The following is a 16099-nucleotide window of genomic DNA, read 5'->3' on the forward strand; positions in this document are numbered from 1 at the left end:
AGAATAAATTGAAGAAGATATCTATTCTAGGGTCTACTGGCTCAATTGGTAAACAAACAATAGATATTGTTTGTAGGCAAAGAGACATACAAATATTAGGTCTAACTGCAAATACCAATATAGATTTATTAGAGAAACAAATTGAAATTGTTAAACCAAAAGTTGTAGCTGTAATGGATGAAAACAAAGCATCCATTCTCAAAAAAAGAGTTGGTAGTAAAGTAGAAGTGCTAAGTGGAATGGATGGACTAATTAGAGTTGCTACTTTAGAAAATGTTGATATAGTTGTTACAGCTGTAGTAGGTATGATAGGTATTAGACCTACAGTTGAAGCTATAAAAGCATCCAAAGATATAGCTTTAGCTAATAAAGAGACATTAGTTACTGCTGGTCAAATAATTATGGATTTAGTAAAAGAATATGGCGTGAATATATTCCCTGTAGATAGTGAACATTCTGCTATATTTCAATGCTTAAAGGGAGAAAATAAGAAAGAAATTAGTAAAATTTTATTAACAGCTTCTGGGGGACCATTCAGAACTAAAAAAATAGAGCAATTGAATAATATAACCAAAGAAGAGGCACTTAATCACCCTAATTGGTCTATGGGTCCCAAAATTACAATAGATTCAGCTACGCTTATGAACAAAGGTCTAGAAGTAATAGAAGCTAAATGGCTTTTTAATGTAGCACCTGATCAGATACAAGTTGTTGTGCATCCACAAAGCATAATTCATTCAATGGTAGAATATAACGATGGTTCTATAATTGCACAGTTAGGTGTTCCAGATATGAGGATTCCAATACAATACGCTCTTAATTATCCTAGGCGGGTAGAGAATAATATTAAAAAACTTGATTTATTTAAAGTGGCAAATTTAACATTTGAAAAACCTGATATTGAAACATTCAAATCTCTAGGTTTGGCATATAGAGCACTTGAAGAAGGAGGTTCTATACTATCAGTGTTAAATGCAGCCAATGAATTAGCAGTTGATAAATTTTTAAAAAATAAAATAAGATTTCTTGAAATTCCTGAAATGATTGAATATGCTATGGATAAACATTGTAACATAAAAAATCCATCACTAGATAATATTATCGAAGCAGAAGCAGAAACTTATGAGATTATTGAAAATAAATGGGGATAGAGAGTTAATAATGGAAAGGAATGAATGGTTATATGAATATTGTTGTTGCAATCTTGATATTTGGGTTGCTTGTTCTTGTACATGAGTTAGGTCATTTTCTTGCAGCTAGAAAAAATGGTATACTTGTTGAAGAATTCGCTATAGGTATGGGACCAAAACTTGCTGGTATTAAAAGAGGAGATACGCTATACTCTATTAGGTTACTACCATTTGGTGGTTATTGTAAAATGCTTGGTGAAGATGAATCGGTTGAAGACGACCCCAGGGCTTTTTCTAACAAATCAGTTGGAGCAAGAATTGTCGTAGTCGTAGCTGGTGCAGCTTTTAACATTTTATTAGCTTTTATATTTGCGTGTATAATAGTTGGTAATATGGGCGATTATACTACTACTGTTGATAAGGTTACTGATGGTTCACCAGCATTTAATGCAGGATTAGAATCAGGTGATAAAATATTGAAAATAGATAATCATAATTTAGTAGCATATGATGAAATTAGTCTGTATATTAATCTCAAAAAAGGTGAAGCCATTGATATAACTTATAAAAGAGATGAAAAAACATATACAACTAACATAACGCCTTTAGAACAAGATGGCAGATATGTAATTGGTATCTCACCTGCCAAAATGAATCAAGGTAATTTCTTTGAAATAATAAAATACGGTTTTATTAAAGTTCTTTTCTGGATTAAAACAGTATTTTTAAGTTTAGGCATGCTTTTAAGTGGGAAATTTACTAGACAAGATATTGGTGGACCTGTAAGAATTATTTCTATGATAAGTGAAGGTTATACCGAAAGTGTTAAATATGGTATAAAACAAGTATTTATGACTATATCATCTTATATTGTTCTACTAAGTGCTAACCTTGGTATAATGAATCTATTACCATTACCTGCTCTTGATGGTGGTAGACTTGTATTCTTAATTATAGAAGCGATTAGGAAAAAACCTATTAATAGAGAAAAAGAAGCATATGTTAACTTTATTGGATTTGTATTATTAATGGTACTGATGGTATTTATGTTGTTTAATGATTTTAGTAATGTATTTTAAATAAAATAATATAATATATGCAACTAATCCAAGGGTCTATCTTACTAATATTGATGTATTATGTATTATAAGACAGCCCCTTGTATTTTATGCCTTTATACAGGAAGGAGTAATGGTAAATGTATAGAGATGATACAAAAGTAATTAAAATAGGGAATAAGGTCATTGGTGGCGGTAATCCTATACTTATTCAATCGATGACAAATACAAAGACTCATGATATAGAAGCAACTGTTAAACAAATTCTTACCTTAGAAGAAGAAGGTTGTGATATAATAAGGGTTGCTGTACCTGATATAGAAGCAGCCAAAGCAGTTAGTGAAATAAAAAAAAGAATACATATTCCTATTGTGACAGATATTCATTTTGATTATAAATTAGCATTAATGTCAATGGACCATGGTGCCGATAAAATAAGAATCAATCCATCTAACATAGGGAATTTAGATAGAGTTAGAAAAGTAGTCGAAAGAGCTAAAATTGATAACATTCCCATTAGGATTGGAATTAATGGTGGGTCTGTAGAAAGAAAAATTCTTGATAAATATGGTCATGTAACAGCTGAAGGATTAGTTGAAAGTACTGTTAATAATGTTAAGGTAATTGAAGAAATGGGATATGACAATATTGTTATATCTTTAAAGTCTTCAGATGTACCAATGGCTATTAAGGCACATGAACTTATAGCAAAAGTAGTAAGGTATCCTTTGCATGTAGGTATAACAGAGGCTGGAACAGTATGGTCAGGAACAATTAAATCCACAGTTGGATTAAGTGTCATTTTAGCTAGTGGAATAGGAGATACTATAAGAGTTTCATTAACAGGTGATACTACAGAAGAGGTCAGAGTAGCTAAGAAAGTTTTGGAAACACTTAACTTACGTGAAAGAAATCATATTGAAATTGTTTCGTGTCCGACTTGTGGAAGAACTGAGATAGATCTGATTAAATTAGCTAATATGGTTGAAAAAAGATTTGGTAACCTTAACAAAAAAATGAAAATTGCTGTTATGGGTTGTGTAGTTAATGGTCCAGGCGAAGCTAAAGAGGCTGACCTTGGTATAGCTGGTGGTAAGGGAGTTGGCCTTATCTTTAGAAAAGGTGAGATCATTAAAAAAGTTCCAGAAGATAGATTAATTGATGAACTTGCTATAGAAATAAAGAAGTATACTGAGTAATACTTAAGGAGTTGATTTTATATGGACAAATGTTTTGCAGATGTTTTCGATGATATGAATCTCAATGATAATATAGCTGTATATTTTGATAATGCTTTGGTTAAACGTGTTGTAATTAATACAAAAATTAAAGAATTACAAGTATACGTAATTTTTAACAATATCGTTCATATAAAATTTATACACCAAGTAGAAAAACAAATAGAAAACAATTTATGTGCTAACTCTGATTTAACAGTTAAAATTATATGTGAATATAATGTGAAATATGATTTGGATAAGCTATTATTACTATACCAAGATAGTATTTTATATGAAATAAAACTGTATAGTCCCATTTGTTTTGGTATTCTAAGAAAGGCTGATATAAAAGCCCAAGATGGTAATATCATTATCGTACTAAACAATGATATTGAAAATTTTCTAAAAGATAAAAATGTTGATAAAAAAATAGAAGATATGATTAATAGTAGATTTAATCTCAATACTACTGTCTCTTTTAAAGTTAACGAAAAGGCAATTGAAAATAATAAAAAATTTGTTAAAAAAAGAGATGAAAAAGAAAAGGAGTTTGTTACTAAAATCTTAAACAATATTCCTTCTACTTCTAACAAAAATACTACAAAAGATAAAAAACAGCAATCATCAAAAAATGTTGATGATAGTAAAATGATATACGGTAGAAAATTTAGTGGAGAAATTACTCCCATAGAAGAAATTAATAATGAAATTGATGATTTGATTTTTGATGGTATTATAATTAGTGTTGAGAGTAGAGAAATCAAGAATGATAAGTACATAGTAGCATTTGATTTAACTAATGATAAAGATTCAGTAACTGCAAAATGTTTTATTAAAAAAGAACAATTCGAAGAGCAAGTAAAAGATAGATTAGTTAAAGGAAAAACGGTAAGAGTTAAAGGCAATCTACAGTTTGATACATTTTCAAAAGAAATGACCGTTATGGCAAGAGCAATCATGGAAATTAATGATTTTAGGATCAAACGTCTCGACTTAAGTAAAGACAAAAGGGTGGAACTCCATGCTCATACTCAAATGAGTAATATGGATAGTGTGGTAAGTGCATCAGCTTTAGTTAAACAAGCTATTGCATGGGGCCATGATGCTATTGCAATAACGGATCATGGAGTAGTCCAAGCTTTTCCAGAAGCTTTCCATACTGCTAGTGGTAGTGATATTAAGATTATATATGGTGTGGAAGCCTATCTGGTTGATGACCTTAAGTCAATTGTACAGAAATCTCGTAAACAAAATTTAGATGATGAATATGTAGTATTTGACCTTGAAACTACTGGGTTTTATCCTGGGAAAGACAGAATTACTGAAATCGGTGCAGTAAAAGTAAAAAATGGGGAGATTATTGATGAGTTCAGTTCATTTGTTAATCCAGAGAGGATTATTCCAGATGAAGTAGTCAAACTAACAGGTATAACTGATGATTTAGTAGCCCAAGCACCTAAATATCAAGAAATTCTACCTAAGTTTATAGAATTTATTGGTGATACAGTTTTAGTAGCGCACAATGCTGATTTTGATATTAATTTTATTAGGCATTTCTGTAAAGAACTAAAGATTAATGTTGATAATACAGTTCTTGACACATTAGAATTAGGAAGAGTGCTTCTTCCTGATCTTAATAATTATAAGCTTAATACAATTACAAAAAAAATAGGGGTAAAACTAGAAAATCATCATAGGGCAGTTGATGATGCAATGGCAACAGCAATGATTTTTATAGAATTCATCAATATGCTAAAGAATAAAAATGTATATGACTTAGAAGAATTAGAAAGATATTCTCATGAAGCAACTAAAAATGTTAAAAAATTAAAGTATTATCATGCCATTATACTAGCTAAAAATCTTGTAGGACTTAGAAATCTTTATGAGTTGATTTCTAAATCCCATATAGATTATTTTTTCAGGAAACCAAGAATACCTAAGAGTGTTTATTTGGAATTCAAAGAAGGATTAATAATTGGTTCTGCGTGTGAAGCAGGGGAGCTATATAAGGCTGTTCTTGATGACAAACCAAAAGAAGAGATTAATAGACTTATTAATTTTTATGATTATCTGGAGATTCAACCATTAATGAATAATGAATTCATGATCAGGAATGGAAGAGTAGGTGGTAAAGAGGAGCTTATAGAAATTAATAAGAAAATTATTCAGCTTGGAAAGGAACATAATAAATTAGTAGTTGCTACATGTGATGTTCATTTTCTTGATCCTGGTGATGAAGTTTACAGACGTATTATTATGGCTGGTCAAGGGTTTAAAGATGCGGATGAACAACCACCACTATATTTTAGGACTACTGAGGAAATGTTAAAAGAATTTTCTTATCTAGGTGAAGAAAAAGCTAGAGAAGTTGTTATTGAAAACACTAGGAAAATATCAGATATGATTGAGAAAATTGATCCTGTACCTCCAGATAAATATCCTCCGGTTATAGATGGTTCTGAAGAGGATCTTAGAAATATTTGTGAAAGTAAGGCTAAATCAATATATGGTGATCCATTACCAGATATTGTTGAAGAACGTTTGGAACGTGAATTGAATTCAATAATATCTAATGGCTTTGCGGTTATGTATATTATTGCACAAAAATTAGTATGGAAATCTAATGAGGATGGATATTTAGTTGGTTCTAGAGGTTCAGTTGGTTCATCTTTTGCAGCCACTATGTCTGGTATTACAGAGGTAAATCCTCTATCACCTCATTATATTTGTCCTGATTGTAAGTATAGCGATTTTGATTCAGAGATAGTTAAAAAAAATGCAGGTAATTCTGGCTGTGATTTACCAGATAAAAAATGCCCAAAATGTGGAGCCGATCTAATAAAAGAAGGGCATGATATACCCTTTGAAACCTTTTTGGGATTCAAAGGTAATAAAGAACCTGATATTGATCTTAACTTTTCAGGAGAATATCAAAGTAAAGCACATGATTATACTGAAGTCATTTTTGGTAAAGGACATGTTTTTAGAGCTGGAACAATTGGAACATTGGCTGAAAAAACTGCTTACGGGTTTGTTATGAAGTATTTTGATGAAAAAGGTATTACTGTTAGAAATGCCGAAGTCAACAGACTTGTAACAGGTTGTACAGGTGCGAGACGTACAACAGGACAGCATCCTGGTGGAATTATTGTTGTTCCTACTAGTGAAGAAATATATAAATTCACCCCGGTCCAAAGACCAGCTAATGATATGAAGACTAAAACTATCACAACTCATTTTGATTATCATTCAATTGACCATAACTTATTAAAGTTAGATATTCTAGGGCATGATGACCCGACAATGATTAGAATGCTTGAAGATATTACTGGACTAGATGCTCAAGAAATAAGATTTGATGAACCAAAAGTTGCTTCATTATTTACAAGTACAAAAGAATTAGGGATTAAACCAGAAGATATAGACGGTTGTCCACTTGGTTCGCTGGGAATACCAGAGTTTGGAACTGATTTTGTTATACAAATGTTGCTTGATACGAAGCCTACAACTTTTTCGGAGCTATGTAAAATATCAGTTTTATCTCACGGAACCGATGTTTGGTTAAATAATGCACAAGAATTGATTAGAGATGGTAAAGCTACAATTGCTGATGTAATATCATCTCGTGACGATATTATGGTATATCTTATCAATATGGGATTAGATAAGGAATTATCTTTTACTATAATGGAAAGTGTAAGAAAAGGAAAAGGGTTAAAGCCTGAATGGGAAGAAATTATGACGTCTAATAGTGTACCGGATTGGTATATTTGGTCATGTAAACAAATTAAATACATGTTTCCAAAAGCACATGCTGTTGCTTACGTTATGATGGCATATAGAATAGCTTATTTTAAAGTATATCATCCAAAAGCTTATTATGCGACATATTTCAGTATCAGGGCATCAGATTTCGATTATGAATTAATGTGTCATGGAAAAGATAAAATAGATACTTATATAAAAGATTATAAAAGTAGATTCAATGATTTATCCAAAAAAGAAAAAGATACATTAAAAGATATGAAAATCGTACAAGAGATGTATGCGAGAAAGATTGATTTTGTACCAATTGATTTGTACAAAGTTAAATCAAAATTGTTCCAAGTGCTTGATAAAGGTATTATGCCATCACTTAGTGCTATACAAGGACTTGGAGAAAAAGCGGCTGATAATATTGTTACTGCAAGAAAAGATGGTATTTTTCTATCTATTGATGAACTTAGACAAAGAACCAAGATAAGTAAGACTGTAATTGAAATAATGAAACAAAATCATATATTGGATGGTATGCCACAATCCAATCAGTTAAGTTTGTTCTAATTAGAGAAACATTAGCCTGAATTGAAAAGTGATAATATTAGAATAATAATATATATAGAATAATATAGAGATACTAGATATATACAGAAAGGGAGATTATAAAATGGCAAAAAGAGAGGAATGGGGATCTAGGGTAGGATTTATATTAGCTGCCATAGGTTCAGCAATAGGATTGGGAAATATATGGAGATTTCCTTATACAGTTGCAGAAAATGGAGGAGGAGCATTTCTTATACCTTATTTCATAGCATTAATTACAGCAGGTATACCACTTCTAATTTTAGAATTCGGTTTAGGACATAAGATGAGAACATCTGCTCCAGGTGTATTTGGTAGATTAAATGCAAAATGGCAGAAATTAGGTTGGTGGCAGACTATGATTGCATTTGCCATTGCAGTATATTATATGGCAATTATTGCATGGACATTTAGATATGTATTATTTTCATTTAATTTATCATGGGGTGCAGATACTAAATCATTCTTTTATAGTTTCCTGCATTTATCTGAGTCGCCATTTGATTTAGGAGGATTACATCTTGACTTATTAATTCCACTATTAGCTATATGGGGTGTTAATTTTGTTGTATTGGCACTTGGAGTTAAAAAAGGTATAGAAAAAGCTAATAAAGTATTTATGCCAATCTTATTTATTTCCATTGTTATCATTACTATTAGAGGACTTACACTACCTGGTGCATTTGATGGGCTTAATTACTTTTTCAAGCCTGATTTCAGTAAAATATTGGATGGTCGTGTATGGGTAGCTGCTTACGGACAGATATTTTATTCATTAAGTATATGTTTTGGTATAATGTTAGCATATTCTAGTTACTTACCTAAGAAATCAGATATTGTTAACAATGCATTCATTACAGCATTCGGAAACTGTTCTTTCAGCCTCTTATCAGGAATAGCTGTATTCAGTATTCTTGGAAACATGGCATTTAATAATGGTCAATCAGTTGCAGATGTTGCAGATGGTGGAGTTGGACTTGCATTTGTTGTTTTCCCAGCGGCTATAAACGGTTTGCCTAATTTTAATCAAATATTTGGTGTATTATTCTTCGTTTCCTTATTCTTTGCAGGTGTATCATCAAGTATATCAATTATCGAGACGACAATATCTGCTGTTTCAGATAAGTTTAATATAAAAAGAATTAAATCATTAGCAATAATTTGTGGTTTTGGTTTCATAATATCAACTGTTTTCGCAACAGGTGCAGGATTATATGTTCTTGATATAGCAGACTATTTCTTGAACAATTATGGTGTAGCTGTAGCAGGTCTCATAGAAACTATATTAATTGGCTGGTTCTTTAACCTAAAGAGTATTAAAGAATATGTAAATCCAATATCAGATTTTACAGTTGGTAACTGGTGGATAGTTAGTATTAAGATAATTACACCACTTGTTCTAGGTATTATGACAGTATTAAAGATTATTGAAGATGTTAAAAAACCATATGGAGATTATTCTTTTGTTGCTCTTATGACATATGGAGTTGGAGTTATCATAATGACTGTAGTAGTTGGCTTAATAGTTTCATCATTTAAAGGTTCTAAAAGTTTTGAATCATCTTTAAAGAAAAGGAGTGAAAAGTAATGGGTATTGATTCAATTATTTTTTGCGCATTCAGCTTATTGTTCTTATGGGGTGGTTTTGGAGTATGTTTGAGAATTGCTTTAAAGAATAATAAATTTGACAATTAGAATTCACCAAATTAAACCATTAAAGATATAATGGCCTAAAACCCTCTTATTAATAGAGGGTTTTGTAATAAGATTATTTTAATTCATATACACTATAAGTAAATTATGTTAAAATAAATTTATTAAGAATAGGTAGTAGTATATAGATTAAGCTACTGTTTGGAGGATAATTATGCAAGAAGTTAATATTTATACTGATGGTGCATGCAGAGGGAATCCAGATGGACCTGGAGGGTATGGCGCTGTGCTTGAATATTTCGATTCAAGTGGAAACAAACATACGAAAGAATTGTCAGGTGGTTATAAAAACACAACCAATAATAGAATGGAACTCATGGGTGTTCTTAAAGGATTAGAAGCATTAAAAAAACCATGTAAAATCAAAATATACTCAGATTCACAATATATTGTAAAAGCATTTAATGAAGGTTGGTTGAATAATTGGATCAAGAATAATTGGAAAAGAGGAAAAAAGAAAGAAGATGTCAAAAATGTAGACCTATGGAAAAAAATAATAATTGCTAAAAATAACCATGATGTTACTTTTAATTGGGTAAAAGGACATGCTTCACACCCACAAAACGAAAGATGCGACAGTTTGGCAACAAGTGCAGCTGATGGGATAGATCTTATTGAAGATAAAAGACAATAGTGAATGAGCTATTTGCATATAGAGGCTGTTTTATAATAAGTATAAAATTATTATAAAACAGCTTATTTATTGATATATATATTGAACTTAAATATCTATACACCCCATTTCAATAAGTTCCCAATATCTTTATCTTTGATTTTATAAGTTGAATCAATATTAGTTAAATTATTACTCACATTTCTAAATCAGTTATATTTTAACATTCTAGAATCATATATTATAAAAAAACTAGGATTAATAATTAGATATGAAAAATACCATATATAAACTTCTGATTTTTATTTTTATCATCGCTTTTTTTAATTCAATGTTATTAGAAAGATTGTATAGTAGAGAGGCAAAGGAATTAAAACGTATAAAGATTGAATCTATAGATGAAGCAGATAAGATAGCAGAATTCAATATAACTGATGAATCTATTAGAGAAATTAAAGCTTATTGTGAAACTAATAAAATTGATTTTCTTAAATTTTTTTCTTCATATATGAAATATAATAATTATGAAGTAGATAGCGTTACGTATGATTATGATGAAAAATATTATAATGAAGTTAATGATATAAAAGCTACCGAGAAATTATATAGTATGATTTTATCTGATATAAAATATTTCCCTATACCAGAAAATAAAAGTGATGAGACTAGAAGCTATTGGTATTGTAATTCTTGGAAAGCAGATAGATCATATGGTGGTGAAAGAAAGCATTATGGTACAGATATAATTGATAGTAAAAATGAACGAGGATATTTTCCAATTATTAGTATGACTGATGGTTATGTAGAGAAAATCGGTTGGCTAGAACTAGGGGGGTGGCGATTAGGAATTAGAGCCTCACATGGAGGATATTTTTATTATGCGCATTTAGATAAATATGAAAAGGGCATAACCAAAGGATGTAAAGTAAAAGCAGGAGATATCATTGGATATATGGGCAATAGTGGTTATGGTGAAGAAGGTACGTGCGGTAAATTTGAAGTGCATCTTCACTTAGGCATATCGTTACCAATAGAAGATATTTCTGATGAATTTTGGATTAACCCTTACTGGATATTAAGATATATAGAAGAAAAGAAAATAAAGAAAAATTTTTAATAAAGTCTGAATTTTGTTTTTGCGTATGGTATAATATTATTGATACTGGTTTTTTTTGGAGTAAGTTTTAATATTTACAAGGAGTGGTGTATCTTGGAAATTCAATTATGGAGGCAGATATTAATTCCATATCAGCAAGCAGTGGAGGAATTAAAAGTAAAATTTGCTAGCATAGTACATGAAAATAGAAGGTTAGGACAATATTCACCTATAGAATATGTTACTGGCAGGGTTAAGAAAATATCTAATATATTAGAGAAAGCTAAGAAAAAAAACATACCAATAGGTGAGATAGAAGCAAGAATTGATGATATAGCGGGTATTAGAATCTTATGTCAGTTTGTTGAAGATATTGATAAGGTAGTTGCCATTATAAGAAGCAGAAAAGATATGGAAATCAAAGATGAAATAGATTATATATCCAATACTAAAAGAAGTGGTTATAGAAGTTATCATATAATAGTATATTATGATGTTCATACGGCACTTGGTGCTAAGAGAATAAAAGCTGAGATTCAGATAAGAACATTATCAATGAATTTCTGGGCAACTATAGAGCATTCATTACAGTACAAATTTGAGCATAATATTCCACAAGATATTGAGCAAAGATTGACTAATGCTGCTGAAGCAGCGTTTAAATTGGACCAGGAAATGTCTATAATTAGAAATGAGATAATAAAGGCACAGAATTTATTCCAACTAAAGTCAAGTATTATCGCTGATATTTTGAATAATATTCAGAATTTGCATAAGGTATGTGATGATATAAAAGAGGTAGAACATATCCAAGAAGAATTTTATGACTTATGGGATAAAGGTAATTTTGAACAACTAGATAGATTCAATAAAAGATTAGATATGTTAGCTGCTGGGTACAAAGCACAAAGTCTAATTTGATAGTAGTTATTTAGCTGTTTGTTATGAAAGGATGTTTATATGATTTATGCAATAGGTGATTTACATTTAAGTTTTAGTAATGATAAGCCTATGAAAGTTTTTGGACAACATTGGGACAAACATTATATCAAGATAAAAGACGATTGGGAAAAAAGAGTGAAGAATGATGATCTTGTCCTAGTTCCTGGTGATATATCTTGGGCAATGAAATTAGAGGAAGCAGAAAAAGATATAAAATTTATATCACAATTACCAGGAAGAAAAATATTGGTAAAAGGAAATCATGATTATTGGTGGAACTCTCTTAGTAAAGTATCAACCATGTATAAGGAATTGGACTTCATACAAAATAACAGTATAATATATAATGATATTGCTATTTGTGGAACGAGGGGTTGGATATGCCCTAATGAGACAAAGTTTACTAAGGATGATGAAAAGCTGTATAATAGAGAAGTTAATCGTATGGAAATAGCTCTAAATAGTATAAGACAAAAAGTAGATAAAATATATGTCATGTCACATTTTCCGCCAACCAATGATAAATTTGAACCTTCAGAATTCACTAGATTATACAATGAGTATAACGTTGATAAGGTGATATATGGACATTTACATGGAAAAGAAAGTTTTAAAATGGGACTGAAAGGTGTTATAGATGATGTGGAATATATATTGGTATCTTGTGATTACTTAGATTTTAAATTAAAGCTAATAGACAGATAGTAAGTTCTCATAGAATATTTCACATGGAGAGGAGCTTGACAATTTGAATTTACCTGATAAATATACAGCTAGAATGAAAGATCTATTAAAGGATGATTATGAAAAATATATAGATTCTTTTAACGAAGAACGTTTTTATGGTTTAAGAGTAAATAATTTGAAAATAGATGCAACAGAATTCAAGAAAATTTCACCTTTCAATCTAGATAAGATTCATTGGATATCCAATGGATATTATTATGCCAAAGAGGATTTGCCTTCAAAACATCCATATTATTATGCTGGTTTATACTATTTACAAGAGCCCAGTGCTATGACACCAGCAGAACTTTTTAATATTGATCCTTATGACAGAGTTCTTGACTTATGTGCTGCCCCAGGAGGTAAGAGTACAGAATTAGGAGCAAAACTTAAGGGAACAGGTGTCCTTGTATCTAATGATATCAGTGCTTCTAGAGCAAAAGGTTTACTTAAGAATATTGAATTATCTGGTATTAGTAATAGTATAGTACTTAGTGAAACTCCAGAAAAATTAAGTAATTATTTTCCAGAGTATTTTAATAAGATCTTAGTGGATGCACCTTGCTCTGGTGAAGGGATGTTTCGTAAAGATAATTCCATGATAAAAAATTGGAGTGGAGAATCTGTTAAGTACTACAGCGATATTCAAAGTAGTATACTTCCTCATGCAGCAAAAATGCTAAGTCCTGGTGGATATATATTATATTCCACATGTACTTTTTCGCCTAGTGAAAATGAAGAAATAATTAGCGGTTTTCTAAATGGACATAAAGAATTTGAATTAATGAATCTTCCCAATTCTGACGGATTTGATAGAGGGAAGACGGAATGGTCTTCTAGTGATAAATATGATTTAAGTAAAACAGTTAGATTATGGCCTCATAAAATTAAAGGCGAAGGTCATTTCGTAGCATTATTGCATAAAAAAGAGTCAAGTATTGCCAATCAATATAAGAATTATACTATTAATTCTAAAGAAAAAGAATATTCAGTATTCACAGATTTTGAAGAAGAGTATCTTAACACTAGATTTGATAGAAGTAGGCTTCAAGTAATAAATGAAAAGCTGTATCATATGCCAGAGGAAATTCCTGAACTTAAAGGACTTCGTTTACTTAGGACAGGACTATATCTAGGAGATATTAAGAAGAATAGATTTGAACCATCCCAAGCATTAGCCTGTTCATTGGCTAAAGAGCATTTTAATAACATTGTTAACTTGGATATCATGGATGATAATGTAATAAGGTATTTAAAAGGAGAAACATTACAGATAGAAGGAGCAAAAGGATGGAATCTAATATGTGTCAATAATTTTCCATTAGGATTTGCTAAAAAAGTTAATAATCTACTTAGAAATAAATATTATCCAGGTTGGAGATGGATGTAATTAGATATAGGAATATTGTTTGTTAGTATGATATAATTAGATATTATTATTTGAAATAGAAATTTTATATATAGAAAGGTGATTAGGATGCTTAAAAATATAAAAGCTGTTTTATTTGATTTGGACGGAACTCTAGTTGATTCAATGTGGTTTTGGGAATCTATTGATATAGAATATCTTGGAAGATATAATATAGAACTTCCAAACAATCTACAAGATAAAATCGAAGGTATGAGTTTTACTGAGACTGCTCATTATTTCAAGGAAACATTTAGTATACCTGAATCTATCAAAGAGATAAAAAAAACTTGGAATGATATGGCATGGGATTATTATATTAATAAAGTGGAGCTAAAAGAAGGAATAATTGATTTTTTAGATTACTTGTCTGAAAATGATATTGCTATGGGTATTGGTTCAAGTAATTCAAAAGATCTAGTTAATGTTGTTATTGACAAGTATAATATGAGCGATTATTTCACATCAATCAGAACATCATGTGAAGTAGATAGGGGTAAGCCTTTTCCTGATATTTATTTAAAAGTAGCAGAAGATTTAGGTGTGAAACCAGAAGAATGTATTGTTTTTGAAGATATTCCTAAAGGGATAATATCCGGGAAAGAAGCAGGAATGAAAGTATGTACTATCTATGACGATTACTCAAAAAATATGGATGATGAAAAGAAAAAATTAGCTGATTATTATATTAATGACTATAATGAATTACTATCATCATTTAGGAATAAAAAAGATGCTTAGTACAAGCTTATACAAAGATTAATAGGATAGGGATTATAAATGGAAGATATTAATGTATTAGTTGTTGAAGATGAAAAGGAAATATCAGAGTTAATAAAAAAAAATCTTGAAAATGAGGGGTTTAATGTTTATCAAGCTTATGACGGGCAGATTGCGTTAAATATTGCATTAGATATAAATATACAGATTGTCCTTTTAGATATTATGTTGCCCAGTATAGATGGTTTTGAGGTTTGTAGACAGATTAGATTGAAGAAGAATGTACCAATAATAATGTTAAGTGCTAAGTCACAAGATATAGATAAAATAGTAGGATTAAGTATTGGAGCAGATGATTATATATGTAAACCTTTCAACATGATGGAATTAACTGCTAGGATTCGTTCACAACTTAGGAGATATCTGTATCTTAATAATACTAACATAGATGAAGCTAAGACTATTATTGTAAATGATTTGTTAATTGATGCAGATAGTCATCGAGTATCCATAGGAGACAATGAAATAAAGTTGACACCTACAGAATATGATATATTGCTTCTTTTAGCTCAAAATAGAGGTAAGGTCTATAGTAGTGAAAAGATATTTGAAAAAATATGGGATGACAAATATTATGAAGCTAACAATAATGTCATGGTTCATATTAGGAATATGAGAGAAAAGTTGAATGACAATTCTAAGAACCCAAGATATATAAAAACAATATGGGGAGTGGGTTATAAAATTGAAAAATAAACTACTTAAAAGTATTAGATTTAAAGTAGTTATCATCTGTGTCGAAAGTTTTTTGCTGAGTGTAATTACTTTATATATGATGCATCAAATAATTTATAATAATAGATTCAAACCTCTCATACGAAATATGTACTCTACTATAACAAAATATATTACTATACAGCAAGCAATAATATTCGCAGGAGTAATATTATTTATAGTATATCTGTTAATTCTGGTTTCTAGAATAATTAAGTATATTGATAAAATATCTTATAATGTAAATGAAATCGCAAAAGGTAATTTTAATCAGAAGATTGACAAGATTAATAAAGATGAATTAGGACAACTTGCAAATAATATCAATAATATGTCTAATCAGATTCAAAGGCTG

The 16099-nt window shown here is 30.1% G+C and carries 14 protein-coding genes; all 14 read left to right on the top strand.

Annotated elements, in window-relative coordinates; all coding sequences use genetic code 11:
* The first annotated feature begins 8 nt into the window (after window positions 1–8).
* Window positions 9–1151: a 1-deoxy-D-xylulose-5-phosphate reductoisomerase gene (locus ACX6CF_RS24785; RefSeq protein WP_458788063.1), complete on the top strand. Its 1143-nt coding sequence runs from the start codon at window positions 9–11 to the stop codon at window positions 1149–1151.
* Between the two features lie 32 nt (window positions 1152–1183).
* The gene (gene rseP / locus ACX6CF_RS24790; RefSeq protein ID WP_458788064.1) at window positions 1184–2209 is read left to right on the top strand and encodes an RIP metalloprotease RseP; all 1026 of its coding nucleotides are present in this window, start codon (window positions 1184–1186) and stop codon (window positions 2207–2209) included.
* A 119-nt stretch (window positions 2210–2328) separates the two neighbouring features.
* Window positions 2329–3387 (top strand): flavodoxin-dependent (E)-4-hydroxy-3-methylbut-2-enyl-diphosphate synthase, encoded by a 1059-nt coding sequence (gene ispG, locus ACX6CF_RS24795; RefSeq protein ID WP_458788065.1) that lies wholly within the window; start codon window positions 2329–2331, stop codon window positions 3385–3387.
* Between the two features lie 21 nt (window positions 3388–3408).
* Window positions 3409–7734 (top strand): PolC-type DNA polymerase III, encoded by a 4326-nt coding sequence (locus ACX6CF_RS24800; protein ID WP_458788066.1) that lies wholly within the window; start codon window positions 3409–3411, stop codon window positions 7732–7734.
* A 103-nt stretch (window positions 7735–7837) separates the two neighbouring features.
* Window positions 7838–9340 (top strand): sodium-dependent transporter, encoded by a 1503-nt coding sequence (locus ACX6CF_RS24805; protein WP_458788067.1) that lies wholly within the window; start codon window positions 7838–7840, stop codon window positions 9338–9340.
* Window positions 9340–9447: a MetS family NSS transporter small subunit gene (locus ACX6CF_RS24810; protein ID WP_458788068.1), complete on the top strand. Its 108-nt coding sequence runs from the start codon at window positions 9340–9342 to the stop codon at window positions 9445–9447. The genes ACX6CF_RS24805 and ACX6CF_RS24810 overlap by 1 nt, the downstream gene beginning before the upstream one ends.
* A 172-nt stretch (window positions 9448–9619) precedes the next feature.
* Window positions 9620–10099 carry a ribonuclease HI gene (gene rnhA / locus ACX6CF_RS24815; protein ID WP_458788069.1) on the top strand — a complete coding sequence of 160 codons (480 nt, stop codon included), beginning with the start codon at window positions 9620–9622 and terminating at the stop codon, window positions 10097–10099.
* A 250-nt stretch (window positions 10100–10349) separates the two neighbouring features.
* The gene (locus ACX6CF_RS24820) at window positions 10350–11195 is read left to right on the top strand and encodes a M23 family metallopeptidase (RefSeq protein WP_458788070.1); all 846 of its coding nucleotides are present in this window, start codon (window positions 10350–10352) and stop codon (window positions 11193–11195) included.
* 93 nt (window positions 11196–11288) lie between these two features.
* Window positions 11289–12095, top strand: coding sequence for a GTP pyrophosphokinase (locus ACX6CF_RS24825; protein WP_458788071.1), 807 nt, complete (start codon window positions 11289–11291; stop codon window positions 12093–12095).
* A 39-nt stretch (window positions 12096–12134) separates the two neighbouring features.
* Window positions 12135–12821 carry a metallophosphoesterase gene (locus ACX6CF_RS24830; protein ID WP_458788072.1) on the top strand — a complete coding sequence of 229 codons (687 nt, stop codon included), beginning with the start codon at window positions 12135–12137 and terminating at the stop codon, window positions 12819–12821.
* Window positions 12822–12864: 43 nt separating this feature from the next.
* On the top strand, window positions 12865–14232 hold the full coding sequence (locus ACX6CF_RS24835) for an RsmF rRNA methyltransferase first C-terminal domain-containing protein (protein WP_458788073.1): 1368 nt from the start codon (window positions 12865–12867) through the stop codon (window positions 14230–14232).
* Between the two features lie 87 nt (window positions 14233–14319).
* Window positions 14320–14991, top strand: coding sequence for an HAD family hydrolase (locus tag ACX6CF_RS24840; RefSeq protein WP_458788074.1), 672 nt, complete (start codon window positions 14320–14322; stop codon window positions 14989–14991).
* Window positions 14992–15030: 39 nt separating this feature from the next.
* A complete protein-coding gene (locus ACX6CF_RS24845; protein WP_458788075.1) occupies window positions 15031–15726 on the top strand; it encodes a response regulator transcription factor in 696 nt (231 codons plus the stop codon).
* Window positions 15716–16099: HAMP domain-containing protein (locus ACX6CF_RS24850; protein WP_458788076.1), on the top strand; the 384-nt coding region annotated here is incomplete at its 3' end. The genes ACX6CF_RS24845 and ACX6CF_RS24850, both read left to right, overlap by 11 nt.

Source organism: Vallitalea sediminicola, assembly GCF_054408565.1.

What these genes read in the sequence shown, in the direction of transcription:
- rseP (WP_458788064.1), top strand. Translation starts at nt 1,184, where the DNA reads ATGAATATTGTTGTTGCAATCTTGATATTTGGGTTGCTTGTTCTTGTA.
- ispG (WP_458788065.1), top strand. Translation starts at nt 2,329, where the DNA reads ATGTATAGAGATGATACAAAAGTAATTAAAATAGGGAATAAGGTCATT.
- ACX6CF_RS24800 (WP_458788066.1), top strand. Translation starts at nt 3,409, where the DNA reads ATGGACAAATGTTTTGCAGATGTTTTCGATGATATGAATCTCAATGAT.
- ACX6CF_RS24805 (WP_458788067.1), top strand. Translation starts at nt 7,838, where the DNA reads ATGGCAAAAAGAGAGGAATGGGGATCTAGGGTAGGATTTATATTAGCT.
- ACX6CF_RS24810 (WP_458788068.1), top strand. Translation starts at nt 9,340, where the DNA reads ATGGGTATTGATTCAATTATTTTTTGCGCATTCAGCTTATTGTTCTTA.
- rnhA (WP_458788069.1), top strand. Translation starts at nt 9,620, where the DNA reads ATGCAAGAAGTTAATATTTATACTGATGGTGCATGCAGAGGGAATCCA.
- ACX6CF_RS24820 (WP_458788070.1), top strand. Translation starts at nt 10,350, where the DNA reads ATGAAAAATACCATATATAAACTTCTGATTTTTATTTTTATCATCGCT.
- ACX6CF_RS24830 (WP_458788072.1), top strand. Translation starts at nt 12,135, where the DNA reads ATGATTTATGCAATAGGTGATTTACATTTAAGTTTTAGTAATGATAAG.
- ACX6CF_RS24840 (WP_458788074.1), top strand. Translation starts at nt 14,320, where the DNA reads ATGCTTAAAAATATAAAAGCTGTTTTATTTGATTTGGACGGAACTCTA.
- ACX6CF_RS24845 (WP_458788075.1), top strand. Translation starts at nt 15,031, where the DNA reads ATGGAAGATATTAATGTATTAGTTGTTGAAGATGAAAAGGAAATATCA.